Source organism: Actinomyces graevenitzii C83, assembly GCF_000239695.1.
Lineage (GTDB): Bacteria > Actinomycetota > Actinomycetes > Actinomycetales > Actinomycetaceae > Actinomyces > Actinomyces graevenitzii.
Map to the genome: position 1 here is coordinate 1,351,810 of NZ_JH470338.1, position 17,194 is coordinate 1,369,003.

At 54.3% G+C, this 17,194-nt stretch carries 20 protein-coding genes and 4 pseudogenes; 12 read left to right on the top strand and 12 right to left on the bottom strand.

Translation table 11 applies throughout. The features are described 5' to 3' along the window. Position 1: 1 nt before the first annotated feature. Entirely contained in the window at positions 2 to 1,006 is a 1,005-nt protein-coding gene (locus tag HMPREF0045_RS10725; RefSeq protein ID WP_196793400.1) for an ABC transporter ATP-binding protein, read from the top strand. 23 nt (positions 1,007 to 1,029) lie between these two features. Here the strand turns inward: HMPREF0045_RS10725 and HMPREF0045_RS05805 are convergent, their stop codons facing one another. Further along, positions 1,030 to 1,422 (bottom strand): hypothetical protein, encoded by a 393-nt coding sequence (locus HMPREF0045_RS05805; protein WP_040315737.1) that lies wholly within the window; start codon positions 1,420 to 1,422, stop codon positions 1,030 to 1,032. A gap of 244 nt (positions 1,423 to 1,666) precedes the next feature. Between HMPREF0045_RS05805 and HMPREF0045_RS05810 the strand changes: the two genes are divergently transcribed. From HMPREF0045_RS05810 to HMPREF0045_RS05825, 4 genes are all read left to right on the top strand, one after another. Continuing rightward, positions 1,667 to 2,350 carry an ATP-binding cassette domain-containing protein gene (locus HMPREF0045_RS05810; protein WP_005986408.1) on the top strand — a complete coding sequence of 228 codons (684 nt, stop codon included), beginning with the start codon at positions 1,667 to 1,669 and terminating at the stop codon, positions 2,348 to 2,350. Continuing rightward, positions 2,347 to 3,093, top strand: coding sequence for a hypothetical protein (locus HMPREF0045_RS05815; protein ID WP_005986410.1), 747 nt, complete (start codon positions 2,347 to 2,349; stop codon positions 3,091 to 3,093). Before HMPREF0045_RS05810 ends, HMPREF0045_RS05815 begins: the two co-directional genes overlap by 4 nt. A 113-nt stretch (positions 3,094 to 3,206) precedes the next feature. Then, positions 3,207 to 4,130, top strand: a complete 924-nt coding sequence (locus tag HMPREF0045_RS05820) for an ABC transporter ATP-binding protein (RefSeq protein ID WP_005986412.1) — start codon at positions 3,207 to 3,209, stop codon at positions 4,128 to 4,130. Beyond that, positions 4,127 to 4,903 carry an ABC transporter permease gene (locus HMPREF0045_RS05825; RefSeq protein WP_005986414.1) on the top strand — a complete coding sequence of 259 codons (777 nt, stop codon included), beginning with the start codon at positions 4,127 to 4,129 and terminating at the stop codon, positions 4,901 to 4,903. The genes HMPREF0045_RS05820 and HMPREF0045_RS05825 overlap by 4 nt, the downstream gene beginning before the upstream one ends. 81 nt (positions 4,904 to 4,984) lie before the next feature. On the opposite strand, the gene HMPREF0045_RS05830 is transcribed toward HMPREF0045_RS05825, so the two are convergent. The 5 genes and pseudogenes from HMPREF0045_RS05830 to HMPREF0045_RS11245 form a co-directional block, all read right to left on the bottom strand. Beyond that, positions 4,985 to 5,743 (bottom strand): ABC transporter permease, encoded by a 759-nt coding sequence (locus HMPREF0045_RS05830; RefSeq protein WP_005986416.1) that lies wholly within the window; start codon positions 5,741 to 5,743, stop codon positions 4,985 to 4,987. 2 nt (positions 5,744 to 5,745) lie between these two features. Beyond that, positions 5,746 to 6,687, bottom strand: coding sequence for an ABC transporter ATP-binding protein (locus HMPREF0045_RS05835; protein WP_196793401.1), 942 nt, complete (start codon positions 6,685 to 6,687; stop codon positions 5,746 to 5,748). 380 nt (positions 6,688 to 7,067) lie between these two features. Further along, positions 7,068 to 7,574: pseudogene (locus HMPREF0045_RS05840) on the bottom strand (trimeric intracellular cation channel family protein); the annotation flags it as partial. Beyond that, positions 7,575 to 7,735, bottom strand: a pseudogene (locus tag HMPREF0045_RS11400) (recombinase family protein); the annotation flags it as partial. It abuts the pseudogene before it with no gap. Next, positions 7,735 to 8,178: a recombinase zinc ribbon domain-containing protein gene (locus tag HMPREF0045_RS11245; RefSeq protein ID WP_330932956.1), complete on the bottom strand. Its 444-nt coding sequence runs from the start codon at positions 8,176 to 8,178 to the stop codon at positions 7,735 to 7,737. The gene HMPREF0045_RS11245 and the pseudogene HMPREF0045_RS11400, both read right to left, overlap by 1 nt. 34 nt (positions 8,179 to 8,212) lie before the next feature. Here HMPREF0045_RS11245 and HMPREF0045_RS05850 point away from each other — a divergent pair, with 34 nt between their 5' ends. Further along, entirely contained in the window at positions 8,213 to 9,025 is an 813-nt protein-coding gene (locus tag HMPREF0045_RS05850; protein ID WP_005986427.1) for a hypothetical protein, read from the top strand. Here the strand turns inward: HMPREF0045_RS05850 and HMPREF0045_RS05855 are convergent. Beyond that, entirely contained in the window at positions 9,015 to 9,392 is a 378-nt protein-coding gene (locus HMPREF0045_RS05855) for a hypothetical protein (RefSeq protein ID WP_040315739.1), read from the bottom strand. The genes HMPREF0045_RS05850 and HMPREF0045_RS05855 overlap by 11 nt on opposite strands. Positions 9,393 to 9,414: 22 nt before the next feature. Here HMPREF0045_RS05855 and HMPREF0045_RS10150 point away from each other — a divergent pair. Then, positions 9,415 to 10,065: pseudogene (locus HMPREF0045_RS10150) on the top strand (AAA family ATPase); the annotation flags it as partial. 53 nt (positions 10,066 to 10,118) lie between these two features. On the opposite strand, the gene HMPREF0045_RS05865 reads toward HMPREF0045_RS10150, so the two are convergent. The 3 genes and pseudogenes from HMPREF0045_RS05865 to HMPREF0045_RS05875 form a co-directional block, all read right to left on the bottom strand. Beyond that, positions 10,119 to 11,087 (bottom strand): Abi family protein, encoded by a 969-nt coding sequence (locus HMPREF0045_RS05865; protein WP_005986433.1) that lies wholly within the window; start codon positions 11,085 to 11,087, stop codon positions 10,119 to 10,121. 238 nt (positions 11,088 to 11,325) lie between these two features. Beyond that, the gene (locus HMPREF0045_RS05870) at positions 11,326 to 11,865 is read right to left on the bottom strand and encodes an S-adenosylmethionine synthetase N-terminal domain-containing protein (protein ID WP_005986436.1); all 540 of its coding nucleotides are present in this window, start codon (positions 11,863 to 11,865) and stop codon (positions 11,326 to 11,328) included. Positions 11,866 to 11,974: 109 nt separating this feature from the next. Continuing rightward, positions 11,975 to 12,537, bottom strand: a pseudogene (locus HMPREF0045_RS05875) (P27 family phage terminase small subunit). 54 nt (positions 12,538 to 12,591) lie between these two features. Between HMPREF0045_RS05875 and HMPREF0045_RS05880 the strand changes: the two are divergent. From HMPREF0045_RS05880 to HMPREF0045_RS05885, 3 genes are all read left to right on the top strand, one after another. Beyond that, positions 12,592 to 13,068, top strand: a complete 477-nt coding sequence (locus HMPREF0045_RS05880) for a ClbS/DfsB family four-helix bundle protein (protein ID WP_081466797.1) — start codon at positions 12,592 to 12,594, stop codon at positions 13,066 to 13,068. Next, positions 13,061 to 13,513 (top strand): hypothetical protein, encoded by a 453-nt coding sequence (locus HMPREF0045_RS10155; RefSeq protein ID WP_005986443.1) that lies wholly within the window; start codon positions 13,061 to 13,063, stop codon positions 13,511 to 13,513. The genes HMPREF0045_RS05880 and HMPREF0045_RS10155 overlap by 8 nt, the downstream gene beginning before the upstream one ends. 541 nt (positions 13,514 to 14,054) lie before the next feature. Then, positions 14,055 to 14,465 (top strand): hypothetical protein, encoded by a 411-nt coding sequence (locus HMPREF0045_RS05885; protein WP_231196683.1) that lies wholly within the window; start codon positions 14,055 to 14,057, stop codon positions 14,463 to 14,465. Positions 14,466 to 14,498: 33 nt separating this feature from the next. Here the strand turns inward: HMPREF0045_RS05885 and HMPREF0045_RS05890 are convergent, their stop codons facing one another. Continuing rightward, positions 14,499 to 14,942, bottom strand: a complete 444-nt coding sequence (locus HMPREF0045_RS05890) for a hypothetical protein (protein WP_005986444.1) — start codon at positions 14,940 to 14,942, stop codon at positions 14,499 to 14,501. Then, the gene (locus HMPREF0045_RS10490; protein ID WP_005986446.1) at positions 14,917 to 15,249 is read right to left on the bottom strand and encodes an IS3 family transposase; all 333 of its coding nucleotides are present in this window, start codon (positions 15,247 to 15,249) and stop codon (positions 14,917 to 14,919) included. Before HMPREF0045_RS10490 ends, HMPREF0045_RS05890 begins: the two co-directional genes overlap by 26 nt. Positions 15,250 to 15,583: 334 nt before the next feature. Here HMPREF0045_RS10490 and HMPREF0045_RS05900 point away from each other — a divergent pair, with 334 nt between their 5' ends. Together HMPREF0045_RS05900 and HMPREF0045_RS05905 are read left to right on the top strand one after the other, a co-directional pair. Beyond that, positions 15,584 to 16,306, top strand: coding sequence for an ABC transporter ATP-binding protein (locus tag HMPREF0045_RS05900; protein ID WP_005986448.1), 723 nt, complete (start codon positions 15,584 to 15,586; stop codon positions 16,304 to 16,306). Positions 16,307 to 16,398: 92 nt separating this feature from the next. Next, a complete protein-coding gene (locus HMPREF0045_RS05905; protein ID WP_005986450.1) occupies positions 16,399 to 17,187 on the top strand; it encodes an ABC transporter permease in 789 nt (262 codons plus the stop codon). The last annotated feature ends 7 nt before the right edge of the window (positions 17,188 to 17,194 follow it).

Below are 17,194 nucleotides of genomic sequence, written 5' to 3' on the forward strand. Positions count from 1 at the left end.
CGTGGCTTCTATAGTTTTCGCCTCAATTGTTGCTGTGCAAGATGGCAAGGTTGGCGAACTTGCCGGTTTCATCTCCGCTATGGGGCAGATGAATGGCTTAGTTTTGGCCACCTTTATTGGTATTACTGGCATTTACCATAACCTGCTTTACGTATCTAACTGGGTTGCCGTAATGGAAATGCAGCCCGCGCAAATAACCTCTGGCCAGCTAACCCTGGAAGACTCGAAACTTCCACAAGACGCAAGCGACGCCGTCGAGATAGAATTTAAAAACGTAAGCTTCACCTATCCGGGCACGCAAGCTAAAGTGCTTGACGGAGTGTCTTTTAAGATCGACGCCGGCACCACCAGTGCCCTGGTGGGCCTAAATGGCTCGGGTAAAACCACAATTTGTAAGCTTTTACTACGCTTCTACGAGCCCACAAGCGGCAGCATTTTAATCAACGGCATAGATATTGCTGATTACAGTCGCGAAGCTTTATATAAGCGCTTTTCTGCACTTTTCCAAGACTTCGCTAAATTTGAGCGTTCCTTGGGGGACAATATTACTTTCGGCGCCGGCAGGGGTTTTACTGACGACGACAGTCAGGCAGCTACTGCCGCACTAAACATGGTGGCCCTGAACTATTTAAAGGAGGAGCTACCGCAAGGTTTTGACACGATTCTTGGCAGACGTTTTGACGGCGGCCAGCAGCTATCTATTGGGCAATGGCAGCGCCTGGCAACCGCGCGAGCCTTATATAAGAAGCCTGGCCTGTTGGTGCTGGATGAACCCACCGCCTCTGTTGATGCGGTTTCAGAAAAAGCCATGTTTGAGGCGCTGAGCGCAATCGACTACCAACTGACAATCTTGCTGGTGGCGCACCGTTTCACCACGATCTGCCACGCCGAGAAGATCATTGTGCTTGACGGCGGCAAGGTGGTTGGCTGCGGCGATCACGCAACCCTGCTCAAATCATGCAAGTTCTACGCAGACATGTTCCACGCCCAAAACAGCTACAACTAGCAGCGCTGCGGCCTGTCGCCTTGTTATGCCGGGGGTAGCGGCTGCGACTTGGTGGACTTGGCGGGACGCTTGACTGCTAGCGCAGCCAAAATAAGCAAGCAACCACCAACGCAGCCAAGGCCAGACAGTGAGCCGAGCACAAGATCTGAAGTTCTAACCACGCTCACCACATAGGCAACCATCCCGCACATAGTTGCAACCACAAAAAGTGACCACACCTGCGGGTTTAGCTTGGAAGTGCGATCTACATGAACAAGTTGCAGCCAGGCCACTGCAGCTAGTGCAAGGTGGACATACCAACCAACTTGCATACTCAATGAACTGAGCCCAACCACTAGCCACATCGCCGCAACAGCCAGGCCTAGCAGGCTAACTACTACGACCACCCGGTCTAGCTGCTTCTTGTTCTCTGCCACGCCACTCACCTTCGCTACCTGTCACCTTAGATTATGTTGAATTGAGTAAATACAGGCTAGTGCCACAATCTAGCGTTAAGCCATACTTGTCAGCAACTCTGGGCAAACACATCAATAGCGCGCCAGTAAGAATGTCACATGCTATAGTTTCGCCGTGGCGGGCAACACAGTAAGTTGTTGATTTAACGGTAGTTGTGCGCCACTTGCGCCTGCACAGCTTTGTAATTTAAGCGAGTTGAAATTAATGAATGCTGTAATTAACGCCCACGGGTTACAAGTGGCTTATGGCAAGCACGTAGCCCTGAACCTAGAAGACTTTCGCATAGACTCTCAAGCTGGAGTGGTTGGTCTTTTTGGTCCAAACGGCGCAGGAAAAACCACCTTACTGCGCACGCTTGTTGGCGACATCGCTAAATTTAAAGGGAGCCTGCAAGTCCCTAACCGCACAGACATAAGCTACCTACCCGACGAGCCTTTCCTATACCCCTGGCTTAGCGTTGGCCAATGCGTAGAACTGTTTACTGCTCGCCACAGCGATTTCCGTGTAGACGTTTTTGAAGAATTCCTTGCCGGAGCCGCTTTTTCTGCCTCAAGTAAGGTCCGTAGCCTCTCCAAAGGCATGAGTGAACGCCTACACCTGGCCTTAATCATGTCCCGGGCCCCCAAACTTTACGTGCTGGATGAGCCCTTGGCCGGCGTCGACCCCCTAGCGCGCGACTACCTACTTGAGCTTATCCGCACCCTACGCAGCCCCGAGGCACCCCTACTACTAAGCACCCACCTAATTAACGGTGTTGACTCCATTTTTAACGAAATCGTGCTGATATCAGACGGGCGACTACTAACCCACGACAGCGCAGACAACCTGCGCGCGCTTGGTGATGGAGATTTAGAGCTAGCCTACAAAAGGAGCGTGTCTGGCCGATGAACGCAACCAGTGACAATCGACTATTTGCCGTCAAATATGGGCGCACAATGGTGCCCCTGATCGCCATGATCCTGGTTCTATCCCTTGTGCGACTGAGCTTAGACCAGCTAGTAGTTCAACAGGTATACGGCATTGGTGTCATGCTGATTGAGGTTGCATTAACGCTATACGCACTAGATGCCAGCCTGCGCCTGACCGGGCTTTGCGATGATCGCCTACTGCTACTTTCCCCGCTATCAAGGTGGCAGCTAGCTGTGCGAAGCACCTGCGTGCTGTCGCTGTATCTCCTGCTGGGCTACATTGCCACCCTTCTACCGCTATTAAATTCCCAATCAGTAAATCTGACTTTGCAGCTGGCTAACCTGCTTGGTTACGGGGTATTAGTATTTACCGGCTTGGGTTTAATGCTGCTTATAACCTATGCAGCTAAAAGCATTCATGAGCGTTTCCAGTTCATATTGTCTACCTGGGTACTGTTTTCAGTTACCACAGCCCTGGCTGTAGCCCTTTGCGTGCGCGCTCTTAACTCCGCTGTTCCCAGTGCAAACTGGCTTCTAGGGGTCAGCTCCGCCGAGAACACGGTCAACCTCTATGCCGCAAACCTGCCAGTTACCGCAGTTGGCTTAGGCGGTCACAGCCAAACAGTCTTCCTATTTATCCTCGCCAATTTGATCCTAGGCGCGGTTTTTTGGGCTGGCGCACTGGCTTTAGCACGACGCAAGCACAACTTCATACGCCTATAGCCACCACTGCGAACCAAAAACACAATATAGTGGCGGCGATTACATACCTTAGATATAATATCTTTACAGCTCAGATGTACGGCTGATGACGGTATTAGGGCAGGTAATCATCAATGACAGCTAAGAGAAAAGTTGCCTCGGTTCTTAATGTAGTAAAGACCTACGACGGCCTTAATGTTGTTGACGACGTGTCGTTTGACCTTTTTACAGGACAGACGACTGTACTTGTTGGACCGAATGGCTCCGGTAAAACCACAACCCTGGAGATGCTTGTTGGTTTGCGCTCAATGAGCAAAGGCTCGGCAACCATCGCTGGCATTCCGGTTGTGCCAGGCGGAGAACATAGGTTTTACACCGGCGTTCAACTTCAAAGTTCAGGCATACCTTCACGGATCAAAACAAAAGAAGTTATCCGCTCTGTTGAATGCCTTTACGCCGACCCCGCAGACTGGAAAGCTATGGCAACCGCCCTTGGTGTCGACGCTTATCTTGACGCGATGGTTGATAACTTGTCTGGCGGTCAGCGACGCCGCCTAGACATTCTGTGCGCAGCAATAGGGCGCCCATCTCTCCTGGTTCTAGATGAGCCCACCTCCGGGATTGATCCAGAAGGACGCGCTATCGTATGGGATTTCGTGCGCTCACTCGCTAGTGAGGGCTGCGCCATTATTACCTCCACACATGACATGTCAGAAGCTGAGGCGTTCGCAGATCGTCTGCTCGTAATGGCAAAAGGAAAGATCCGCATCGAAGGTAGCGTCGACGACGTTCTTTCCAGTCTTGGCGGAAACCGACGTTTACGCGTCGCTCGGCCAACTGAGCACATTATCAAACTGTTTGAAGAATCTGGTTTACGTCACGGTCGTACCGGAAAGGCAATCGTTGCAATAGGCAGCGCCGAGGATACCACCAAGTTGGCTGCACAAATTGATGAGCAGAATGATGCAGTTGACATCCTCACCGGACCAGTTCGTCTTGAAGACGTATTTGCAGTCATAACCGGCATAGATGTGAAGCAAGGAGCTGAAGATAAATGAAGCATCATGCAAAAGGAGGTTCTCGCTCGAAAATTATCTGGGTATGGTACCGGCAAGAATTACTTCTTCTATTAAGAGAACCTGTTGCCGTATTCTTCTCCTTAGCTTTCCCACTAATCATATACATTTTCATTGGTATCCCTTACGCTGAACAAATTATCCCTGATACCAAAGTAAAATTTATTGACATGATGTTCCCGACACTCGTTGGAACAGTTGCCGCTAACCTCCTCCTTATGGGGCTTCCAATCTACCTAGCTGAACTTCGTTCACGGCAGGTAGATAAACGATATCGAGCTCTGCCTTTGTCTGGCACAAATTTTGGAATTGCCGTTATCTCAGCGATGCTGACACTCACTATTGCAGCGTCAAGCCTAATAGTCGGGATTGTTGGTTTTCAACATGGACTTCGCCCGGAGGTAACTTCACCGCTATTTGTCTTACTAAACATTGGACTTGTCGTTTTTCTTTGCGGTGTTGGATTTTTCCTTGGAACACTACCTTTGGGCGCTCGCACGATCAACGCCCTCACTGCCGCAGTCTTTTTCATCTTATTTTTTGGCTCAGGCGCCGCAGCCCCAATAGATACGCTACCTGCAATAATCAAGAAAATTCTTGAGTGGAATCCCCTAAAAATTTGGTTTGATGCGCTTGTAGCCGTCTACACTGACTCGCCATTCCCCGCCGGCGGGACATGGAAGATCGCCCTAACACTTATCTTTGCAGCATTTCTTGCTGCGATAGGACTGACTAGTTGGCGCAAAACTGAATAACAGTTTGATACTTGGTGAACGTGGTCTTGCCTTGGCTGTAAAGCCAAGGCAAGACCACGGGCAAGTAATAAGAAGTATTTGTTACTTCCTAACGTCCCACTTGAAAGTACGCACTGCCACTACAAACAAAGCCACAGTAACAGCAATAACTACCGCAAATGCTAACAGTGGGTTACTAGTGCGTTGTAGCGGGCTATCAGCCGCCCAGAAGATCAGGTCAGCGAAAATACTGGTAGGTATCTTGCTGAGAACAGCTGTCAGTGAGTCTGGCAGGATTGCGAATGGTATGGCAGCCCCACTAAGGAACAGTGCAAGAAGCTGGATAAGCGTAGAAAGATTGGCCGCTAACTGGCCTGACGAAACCACCCCACCGATTAGATACCCAATAGTGAAGAAAAGCGCTAAACCAATAAGCGACACCGCAAAAACTAAAACACCATTCGACGCTGTCACTAGATCCAACCCAATAGCGATTGCAATAATGATCGCTATCTGGATGATCCCCATAATGAAACGCACAGCTAGGTGAGTTAATAAAAAGTCTGTGCGCGACAGTGGGGTTGTTCCCAGCACACGCAGCGCCCCGGCTTCTCTAAGTTCTGCTAGCGGTCCGGCTGTTACCTGAAGCCCGATGCCAGTGACTGCCAGGAAAATTGCCATAGGCATAACAATCGGACCAAAATCTGGGCCACCCGGTTTCCCGGCCATAATGTAGGTCATCCCTAAAAACATTCCCGACATGAAGAAAGGGAACACTGCCACAAACACGAAATATGACACATTTCGCACTAGCTCGCGAGTTTGTAGTTTAAGTAAATCTTGTGTGTAGTGTCCACGCATTACTACTGCCCTGCCTTAGTAGTCGCTTGCTTTTCAAACTCATGGCCAACCAAGTTTTTGAACACATCATTCAAACTTGGTTCTTTTATAGTTAAATTGGTGAAACTACCTATTTGCGCAAGTCTCTTGAGTACTTCATCGACACTCTTAGTGTGGATCAAGACGCTGTCACCTTGGATAACAACCTCTCCCAAGGCTTTCAACTGGTCTTTAACAGCACTATCAGCGCCGTTAATCTGGCAACTAACCACAGAGCCCTGAGTATGACTACGAATAAGCCGCTGGGGACTTCCCTGGGCTACCACCTTGCCACCATTAACCACACCTACGTCATCGCACAGAGCAGTAGCTTCTTCTAAATTGTGTGTAGACAGCACTATGGTCATACCCTGCGAGGATAGTTGCCTTAAAACATCCCAAAGTTTTTCGCGTGCAATAACGTCAAGGCCTGTCGAAGGTTCATCTAGGAACACCACATTGGGTTTACCAACCAGAGCCAGGCCAACATTTAGCCGTTGATGCTGACCACCTGATAGCTTGGATACTTTTCGAGATAGCAAATCTTCTAGGCCAAGCCAGTGGACAACATCGTTAACTGGGTATGAATCTGGGTAGAGGCTTCCCCAAAAACTCAGGATTTCTTCTACTTTTTGATGGGGGAAGATTTTTACTTCCTGGGGTTGGACCCCTACATGGGAACGCACCCAGGCGTTATCACTGAGCGGATCTTTACCAAAAATGCTAACTGTCCCAGAATCTGCTCTGCGCAGGCCCACAGCTATCTCAATCGCCGTCGTTTTACCGGCCCCGTTAGGGCCAAGCAGCCCAAAAATCTCTCCCTGCGCAACGCTCAGAGTCAGCTTATCCAGCGCCTGCACTGGCCCGGAAGGAGTGTCGTACCGTTTTGACAGCTGACGCAACTCAACCACATTCTTCATCGCCATAGCCCCCAATCAGAGTGGAAATATGCAGTTGTTATGTGTCTTGTCCACACTTGCCTCAAACCGCAAGACTTCCGTATCTCGCCGTTGATTACAGAAATGGACAACAACTTCAATTACATTTAAACCCAAGAAGACATGTAACGGAAGTCTCAAACAGGCATGTTGCCAGGCCAGCTGAAAAACTATCGCTTAAGCCAGCGCCGTCGTCGTAAATAGCGCCACCACATAGGCCAGGCCAACCCCGAAAACCGGCAGATACCCCTGCCCACCACGCGTTTCCATGCACCCTATTATCCCACTTCAGGGGCAGTTTGAAGGGGTTAATAACGATTTTAAAGCGGGCTGTTTTAGGCAGGTTTTAACGCAGGTTCTGGCAGGTTTTAGCGACGCCGCAACACCCCGATACGCTCGGTAAGGGAACGCTGCTTACCCACCACCGGCAATTGCCACACACGCCAATAAGCCAGCAGGCAGAAACCCGCCCCCACACACATTGAAAACAGCATCGCCAACACCGGATTTAAATCAACAAAGCGCACCAATGAGGCTTGCGTAAAAGCAGCCGCAAGCGCCGGCAGTGCATAAAGCCGATTGCCGCCAAATACTGCCGGGGTGCGCCCTACGCTAATGTCGCGGATCATGGAGCCGCCTACCGCCGTCATGCAGCCTAAAAGCAGGGCGGGGATGAAACCTAGATGATTTTCTAGGGCTTTCGCGGCGCCGGTGGCGGACCAGATGCCTAGCACGACGGCGTCGGCAACCACCAGGAAGCGGTGGGACCACTTGCCTTCAAATTTGAAGAACCAGGCGATCGCGGCGCCCAGACACGCCATCCAAATGTAGTAGGGGTCGGTCAGGGCGAAGGGTGGGCCGTTTTGGATCATGAGAATGTAGGTGGTGTAGTAGTCCACCTGCGCTTGGTAGGAGGAGTACTGCTCTCCCCTGTCAGTGGATACACGCGCATACGCCGCGACCTTCCTGCATGCCAGGGTGGGTGCTTGTGGCCCAGAGATAGGGGCTTGACTGGGATTGTGGTGATGGTGGGCATCAGTTCTCCTCCCCGAGTGTGATGGTGTGGACCTTGCCGTTCTCTAGGGCCACGACGGCTTGTCGGTGCGGGCTGATGGTGATGGTGCGGACTTGTTCAAGGACAGCGTCGTTGTCCCATTCATCCAGATCGAGCACACAGGTGATTACACGGCGTAGTTCGGTTTCTCGTACTTGGGGCGCGTGGCAAGGGTTGCCTTTGCCACGGGTAGCGGTCTCACACCACCAGAACTTGTAGGACACGTGCCGGCGCGTCTTGGTTCGCCGGTGAAAGCGCCTGCCACGTTGACTGCAGTAGACCCGGTGGGTCAGTGCGCCGGTACCTCCTGTGGGGGTGGCTGCCCGACCTCCTGACGCGCGTCGTCGTGCGAGCTCAGCTTGGGTACGTTCCCATGTCTCCTCGCTGATGATGGGCGGGTTGCCTCCCCGCTGTAGAATAATCATGGTTTTGGTGCTGGAGCCCGTGACAGGGGTGTAAATGGTTGAGTCTTTCAAACTATTCGTTCGGACCTACACGTATTGGGTAGGACTCATCCTCGGCTTTGCGATAGTGCCCGGTTCCCTGCTCTTCACCGGTGGAGTCGCCCCGGTGAACACCCCATCGTGGCTTACCCCTCTAGCAGGACTGCTACTTTTTATCATTGATAGGCCATCAACATGGGAGACGCCGCTCTGTCGAGCATTACTGATCCGCGTATTGGGTACAGGGGTTGCGGCCATCGCGTTAGTCGCTTTTGATACAGTTGCTTCCACCCACTATGGATCTCAACATTGGAGTGAGACGCTCCTATCTCTCGGTCTCGGCTGGATTGCCTTCACGGTCATGGCAGGACGGATGCTCATGAGGAGCTCAGCCCGATTTGCCACGCCTACTTTCACGAACAGGGATGCGATCCGTACGTACACGACATGGATTGGAATCTGCTTCGGGATTTTCTATATCCCCGCCACGGGGCTCGCCGCAGCTGGCACTCTTTTGATGGTATTTCCACTTTACGGAACGTTTCTCACCGGCCTGGTTCTTTTGATTGTTGACCCGCCACAACGATGGCCGCAACGGAGAGTGAGAGCACTGTGGATACGACTCTTGTCAAGCGGGGCAGCAGCATTACTACTTACTGTCACGAACTCGTTCTATCGCAGTACTGACACACACGAGATTTCCGTTGGGAACTGGCGGGGAAACCTGCTCTTCTTCGTAGGCGCTTGGGCACTTTATGCCGCAGTGGCTGGGGCCGCGTATCTTATGCGTGGCCCCAGCCACGAAGCAGATGACAACCTCAGTAAATGAATTCAGCTAGAGCTTGACATGCTGCCTTCTTGGTTTTTCTGCCAGGCTCAACCCCCGAGTAGCCGTATGCTCCATTGGAACCGTCTGTGAGAAGACCAACGTATATGCCATTCAATAGGCCATCAATTTCTGCAAAGAACTTGTCCTTTGCGGTTCTTTCATCGCTTGCACCAACACTCTCAGAGATCGCCTTGAATCGCTGCAGTAGCGAAACTGGATTGTTGTAGTAGCTCCTCAGCGTTCGAGACAGAAGGTTGGGGTCATCGGCCCCCGATCCTTTCAGCATCGCAGCCAGTTTGATCGCATCCCCGTCGCTACACAGGTCGGAGTAGTTGCAGTTGTTCGGCAGATCATTGGGAATGGTCAAACCTTGAAGTCCGCTAGCACAACTGCGCTCAGCGTTTGAAGAACAGTGCTGGAGTGCCACTCAGAACCTTCGCTCTGAAATGCCGTTCGCGTTTAACGGTGTACGAGGCAGCAAACAAAAGTTCGCCGACTACGTGCTTGCCCAGACCACGGCAGTCGACCATGACCTTCAGGCGCTTATCGCGCAGTACCGGCTCGCTCACGACAGTAGCGCAAACCAATGCGCCCCGCTTGATGACATCGAGGTTCACACCCCAGATGAATCGATTCTTGCTGAACCGATCGTCAGCAGCGTTAAAAGCGAGTACGCGCGCTTCGTGTCCAAACTTGGTGCCGCCGACTGGGTGCGCCACGGCCACACCCACTACTCCCAGGCCGCAGGAACCACCTGCCCCTTCTGCCAGCAAACCCTGCCCATAGATTTCGAGCAAACTATCAAAGCTTGCTTCGACAGCGAATACGACCGCAAAGTCCAGGCCCTTGAGACCTTCAGCCGCGCCTACAAGCAAGCAACAGCCCTACTAGAGCGCATGCCGCTTTCGCGCGATCTGGGCCCTATGCCAGAACAAGCCGACCTAAGCACCTACGACGCCCTTGTCACCGCGCTCAAAGACCGGATCAGCAGCAATCTCAACCGGATCGATAACAAGCTCAACGCTCCCAGCACCACCGTGGTGCTTCAGCCCCTGGGCGAGCTGACTGGGCTTGAGAAGCCAAACGGATTACGTCAACTACCCGGATGGATCGTCTGGTTTGAGGTGATGCCCAAGCTGTGGGCTTTAACCATCGGCAGCGTTAAGAAGCAGTTGGCGATGTGGTTGTTGACCTTCACTGGCCATGAGGTCCCCGGCGACAGGATATTCAGGAGATGCGCCATGAACAGCACAGCACCGTAGATGCGTTCGCTCTGGCCGTCCGGGAGCGATTCGAGGCCTGGGATAGTTCGCACATACTTAGTGGATGCGGGAACAAAGGACTTGTTCCACAGCCGGCCGTGGTGTGCACACGTATTACGAACGATGGTGAGTTGCTCAAACCAGGAAGCCAGCGGATGCCTCCTCCTGACGATCTTCCGTTCATTCTTCGACAAAGCACCCAGGTCAATCGTGATGCCGAAAGTCTCAGCAATCTGCGCTTGCGCCTTGTAGGTGAGCCCTTGATAGAGCTTGGAGACATCGCCGAAGTCGAGGACTTCGCTCAGGACCCAGAATGGGTACTGGCCACCATATTGCTTCTTGTAATGGTCGATCGCTGTGTTGTGTGCGCCAGCTCGGTCAACACGCCTGCGAGCAGTACGAAGCCAACCATCGAGGTCAAAACCTGACCGGTAAAACCTGCGCTCTTGATAGCCGAGCGCATTGTCGCGGCACAGGAGGGAGGTCAGACGGCTACGGAGACCGACCTCGATCCTTTCCATCCCATCATGAATGAGAGTGCGTAGTTTCCTGTCCGCTTCGTACAACGCCACGACGTCAGCGAAGTCAGCTCCAGGAACGAAGCCATCCTCAACATGCTCCTCAGTATCCACGCGGCGCAGCGGATACCAGTAAGCGGAGAGCCGGTAGTACAGGACCGCCTCGAGCCATTGACTGGCTAGCTCGTCATCGACGGCCATGCCACGCGAACGCAGCAACTCGATCTGCTCAGGCACACTGGTCGGTGGTTTCAGCGGCCGTGCCTGCTCGTCACGCTTCATCACCAGTGTCTCCGCCCGTGTGCCGCTGAATAAAGATCCAGCCCACTCCCAAAACCGAGGTTCTGAGGCGGGCTGAACGATTAATACTAATATAGCCCAACTCAGATCTTTAGACAAACAACACAGGCATACCTCGTGTCCACCTGAAAACGTGATTCTCTCGAGAATACTGAGGAGAGTCCTCGTTGGTGGACACGATTGTCTCACGGCAAGGTTGCCTGCTGTAGAGCACCAGCTCTCAGATCCCTACAGGGATGACGTCGTCGATGCTGGGCTCAGCCGTGTTGCGGCCGGGTTGGGTGTGCTGGATAGACACGACCACAGCCGCAACTCCCACCGCGCGCTCTCCCTCGTAGCGCAGTGAGACTTGGGATTTGCCGTCCGAGCTGATACCGCTGATGGTGCCCTCCATGCGCGCAGCATCGAGGCGCTTGCAGATCTCATGGGCGATCACCAGCGGCAGCGGCAGATACTCGGGTGTCTCGTCGGTCGCATACCCGTACACCGTGCCCTGATCACCCGCGCCGGTGAGCACGAACGCTCCCTCACCGCCTGTCCGGGTCAGGGCGCGGCGTACAGCGGCCCGGATGGAGACCTTGACGCTGGAGGTGATCTCCCCGGCCACGATGATCCGGCCCTTGGTCGCCATCACCTCCACCGCACAACGAGCCGATAGATCCTCAAACAGAAGGTCATCCAGGACCGTGTCAGCAATCAGGTCACACAACTTGTCCGGGTGACCGATACAGGTGGACTCGCAGGTACGGATACTCGTCATCAGGGCTTGCTCCAATCAACTGGGGTCAATACAGAAGAACCCGCACACCACAGGCGGTGAGCGGGCAAGAATTCAGGACGTACACGGTGTACGCCGCGGGGCGGGGTGGTTAGTCAAGAAGGCGTTCCATCAACTGATCCGCGGGCGTCGCCTCGGAGTAGTCGCGGGTCGCGGTAGCCCGGACGATCTCGTAAATCTCGTACCAGTACACGTTCGCCTGCTTACCAAACGACTGCGACATGGCGACGAACGGGGACGCGATGGCGGCACCGGTGGTGGGGGTTTGCCGAGTAGGCCGAACTTGGAGATCGCCTGCTCGCAGTGCACATAACGCGCGAACGCCTGCGCATATGACTCGATCAAGCGTGGGGCGACGAACTGGGAACAACCACGAGCATCCAACCGCCGCCACGTCTCGCGGTAAACCAAATCAGCACCGAGCGGTTTCCCATCACGCTGAACCTCGAAGAGATAATCCGATGGTTCTGGCATTGTTTCACCAGCGAGCACCGCACCGGCACCGATGTCGCCGCCCTCAAAGTCGAACGGCTCATTCAGCGGGTCTTCGAGACGCGTGGCGGGGCGTCCAGCAGCAAGCTTCTCGTTCAACGGATCAGGTTTCGCACCCGCGTGTACGCGGCGCCCGCCTCGGTTCGTTCCATCTTTCGCCATCAGAGCGACCTTTCTCGATTGCTCCCTTCCGTGTGTCCGTGTTGCAATTGAGACGTGGCCCGGGCAAAAACGAAAACAGAACTCTTAGATGCAACCACCACACAGTGGAGCAAGCTGCAAGCACTCATTGACTCCATGCGCCCCAATATCGAAACCGCCGGCCTGTTTTTCGGCAACGATTTCGACCGACCAGAAGCCCACTGGATGCGGGATAAGAACCTGCGCGACATACTAGCCCACCTGCACGAGTGGCAGCGCATGCTGCTTGGCTTCGTCGACGCCAACCGCCACGGTCAGCCTCGGCCGTTTCTTCCGTTTCCTCACACGTGGCGAACCACGCCAGCTTTGAACCAGGAAATCTGGGAGCACTACCAAGATGTGTCGCTAGATGAAATCCAAGCGTTACTCACGGCGAGCCACACTCAGACCGTCGAACTCATTGAGAGTTTCAGCGACGAAGAGCTTTCAGTCAATAGTGAAGTTGGCTTATCTCTGACTAGGTATGGTGAGGGAAAGGGCACTGATGCGTGATATCGTCAAAATCGCTCTGGTCTATGGCGTATGTGTTCTGGTATTCCAGACTGCTTTTCTCAGCGACCTGGTGTGGGTGCTGTTCCCTGTGGTAGTCATTGGACCGATTCTCGTACCTGTAGTCGCATTATTAATCACCCGTAAAATCCAGGTAGCAGACTGGCGGCTAAACTTTTTTGTTCTACCAATTTTACTTTACTGCTTTGGCGTGGTTGCTGACATTATGGCATCTTGGATTTCAACTGGAGGAAGCGTGTTTTCAACCGGAGATCACATTTGGTATCCAGTATCTCCAAATTCCCCTTCGGATGTTAAATGGTATGGACTTTACGGAATCCCAGCTGTTATTTTCATGGCAGGCTACCTGATTCGTTTAGCGATACGAAAACGGGTAGCCTACCATGTTTCTGAACCTAATGATCCGTCAGAAAATATAATTCGCTAGTTTCTCGTAGGCTTTATTTTTTACCTTTGGGGAAACTGAATCAGCTAGCTTTCGTCTTAGAAAACCACCTGGGAATCCTGACATGACTGAAGTGAATGCTGTCAACGCTCAACCAAGAGAACTGGACTCAATATCAGGGAACTGAGCTTGAGACTATCCGCGAAAACCTCGCCGACAGCCACATCAAGCCACTACGAATGAGCAATCAAAAAGCTCCGCGCATTCACCAGAAAGCCGCCAGAACAACCCCATAACCAAGCCGCCCCCCAGTAGCTTCTTACCACGCTGTACACCACAGACAGATACTCGGGAGCCTCTGGTATAGGCGCTCCCGTGCGCCTTTTCGTGACTGTCGGGTTCAACGCACCAGACCTCGTGCCCGCATTCACGCGAGATCCGCCCCGATCAGCGCTATCCTTAGCAATGCAGGGAAACCCTTCTTGTAGAATGAAAACCTATTGGGGCATACAACTCCTGATGCCGTTGCCGTATCAAAATGTGTAGCGAAAAGTTGAAGGGACTGGTCATCAAAAAAATATCTGTGTTTCTTGTATCCGCTCTGGCATATTTTGTCGGCGCGTGGCTTTTCGCCGCCATCTTTATCTTTCAACGGTACGAGGATCGGGATCAGAGATTTTTTGTGATCTTCTTATTGATGCCAATCATGTATGTGTGTTTCACGATTCTTCTTCTGCTTTTCAATAAGCATATCATCGGTATTCAATCTGCCCGCGCGTTGCAACTTTCAGCAGGAGCCTTTATCGGACTCTCAGCTTTTCTCTTTTCACTCGATGGTGTTGGCTCATTAGTTCGTAGCGATTCTTTTTCTCGACTGCTGAGCCAGTTTTCCCTTCCCGCCATCGGCGCTCTTGTTGTTGGTGGTGTAGCGCTTGGGTTTAGCGTTTTTACCCAAGCGCCACACCAAGGAAAAGACCAAATCAATTATCAGTAGATGAATTCAGCTAGCTTTCGGCAAGCTGTCAAACTAATCTCTTCCTTGACGTATCCAGCCAGTCAGGAACCATCCTAAAACGGCGCTATCCAAGTCGGCATATTCACTTATTTTCTGATATGCCTCAGTGGAATTATTCGCCCCCAAGCTCCAGCCAATCTGCTTGAATCTGTTGGCTAGTTTACTGGAATTGTTGTAGTACTCTCGCAATGTTACTGACAGAAGATGAGCGTTGGAGTCGTTGCCGTTTTCTAGCGTTTTAGCGATAACGATGGCGTCTCCGTCACAGCAGAGGTCGTCACGGTTACAGTTGTTTCCTACCGATTCCCATTTTCCCTTGTCGTTTTTCTTGTCAAGTACTAGCCCCTTCAAGCCAGGATGCTGACGGTAATCGTTACCTTGACCGACTAGAGCTGTGGCCACCTGATCCAGGTTCGCGCCGGGATTCCACTCAAGTGTTTTCTGAATATTCTCCATGGCAGTAGCTAGGTCTCCAGCCCAGCCAGGGCTGGCCCGGGGGTATGAATGCTTGGAGCGTGTCGTGCTCGCTGACCCAGCGCCCCACGGCTGCGGCGATGAATTCAGGCCCGTTATCGGCACGCAGCACCTGGGGTGCACCACATGCCAAGGCAGCCAGGTCACGCATTTCGATCACGTCGACGGCTCCCATGCGCCGCTCAACGCGCAAAGCCAGGTGCTGGCGCGTGAACTCATCAATGACGTTACAGACCTTAAAGACACGCCCTTTCCAGTCCGAGTCGAACTGGAAATCAGTGGCCCACACCTGCCCAGGAACGCTAGCCCTGACCAGGTGCTGTAGGGGCGGCAATACGCTGACCGCGACAGCCCAGCAACACGCCCGCGCAAGATGCTGAGAAAACCCCTGGCCGATCAGGTGGTTCACAGCGTCGTGCCGGCGCGGCAGGTCTGGACCGTACTCATGCCCTCACCTCACAACGCCTCGGCCTTCTCCAGCTTCACGACAATCTGCTCATCAGAACAACCCTCTCAAAACAAACGGTCCGAAAAACCCAGACCCCTCCACCTGACATTTGTCATGGGAGCACCTGCATCAAAGGACACTTCCAGCTCCAGTCACGCGCGAGCAGGCTGGAGCCATGGACACGAACACGACGCCCGCCCTTCGGGCGACGAACATTCACCAGTCTTTCGGCTCCGTCGACGCCCTGCGCGGCGTGAGTCTGACTCTCAACCCCGGCGAGATCGTGGCGCTCCTCGGCGTCAACGGTGCGGGCAAGAGCACGTTCCTGGACCTCGTCCTGGGCTTGGCCGCCCCCACGCAGGGCGAGATCAGTGTCTACGACATGAGCCCGCGCGAGGCCGTGCGCCGCTCCCTCGTGGGGGCAATGCTCCAGAGCGGCGCGATGCCCCGCGACGACAAGGTCCGCAACACGATCGACCTGGTGGCCTCGATGCACGCCAACCCGATCCCCACTGACGAGCTCCTGGAGCGTACGAACCTCACGAAGCTGGCCAAGCGTCCCCTCGCCAAGCTCTCCGGTGGCGAGCGTCAGCGCGTGCGCCTGGCCCTGGCGCTGGCCGGCAACCCGGACTTCCTGATCCTCGACGAGCCAACGGCCGGCATGGACGCGCTGGCCCGCCGCGCTTTCTGGGAGACGATGCGCGCCGAGGCCGCGGAGGGCCGCACGCTCCTCTTCGCCACGCACTACCTGACCGAGGCCCGCAAGGACGCCGACCGCATCGTCATCATTGACGAGGGACGCATCCTCCTGGACGCGCCGACCGAGCAGGTCGTCGCCGAGAACGAGGACCTCGAGGACGTCTTCGAGCGCATCACCTCCCACGCGGACGCCGAGTGAGCACAACGAACACCCACCCCGACAAGCTGGCCCCGGCCTTGTCCCAAGGCCCCCGCCCCACAAACGCAGACACGACACACGAAGAAGGAATCATGACCACTCACGCACCCGCGCGACCCGCCGCGCGACCGATCCCCTCCGCCTTCACGGGAGCAGGCAAGCTGTGGCTCTCGACGTTCCGCTCACATATCCTCAACCCGTGGAACATGGCGTTTGCCCTGGCGGTCCCCATGTTCATGTACGCGATGTTCGGCATGACCGATATCGCGCGCACGACCCAGACCGGGTGCGGGAACGTGGCCGGCGCAATGATCGTCATGATGACGACGTACGGCGTCATCTTGGTCGGAGGCTCGCTCGGCGCGACGCTGTCCGTCGAGCGCACGACCGGCATCTCGCGCATGTACGGGCTGACCCCCATCCAGCCGTGGGTGATCCTGGTTGTGCGGCTGACCGCCCTCGTGGCGCTGAGCGCGTTCATCACCCTCATCACCTTTAGCTTCGGCCTGGCGACCGGTGCACAGATGACGCCGGGAGCATGGGTGGCCAGCGCAGCGGTCGTCATCGCCCTCTCGGCTCTGGGCGCGCTCATCGGCCTGGCCTGCGGGTACACGATCAAGGGCGAGAACGCCTACAGTGCGTCCGCGCTCGTCATGGTGATGGGCGGCTTCGCGTCCGGCATGTTCATCCCGCTGGAAGCGATGCCTCCCTTCATCTCCCACATCGCCCCCTACACGCCCCTGTACGGAGCCGTGAAAGCCGTCTACGCGGTCGCTGGCACCAACCCGATGCCGACCGCCGCGTGGATCAACATCGGCGCTTGGGCGCTCATCATGGCGGGCATCGCCTGGTGGGGCGCGTCGCACGACACGGGTCGATAGGCTAGGG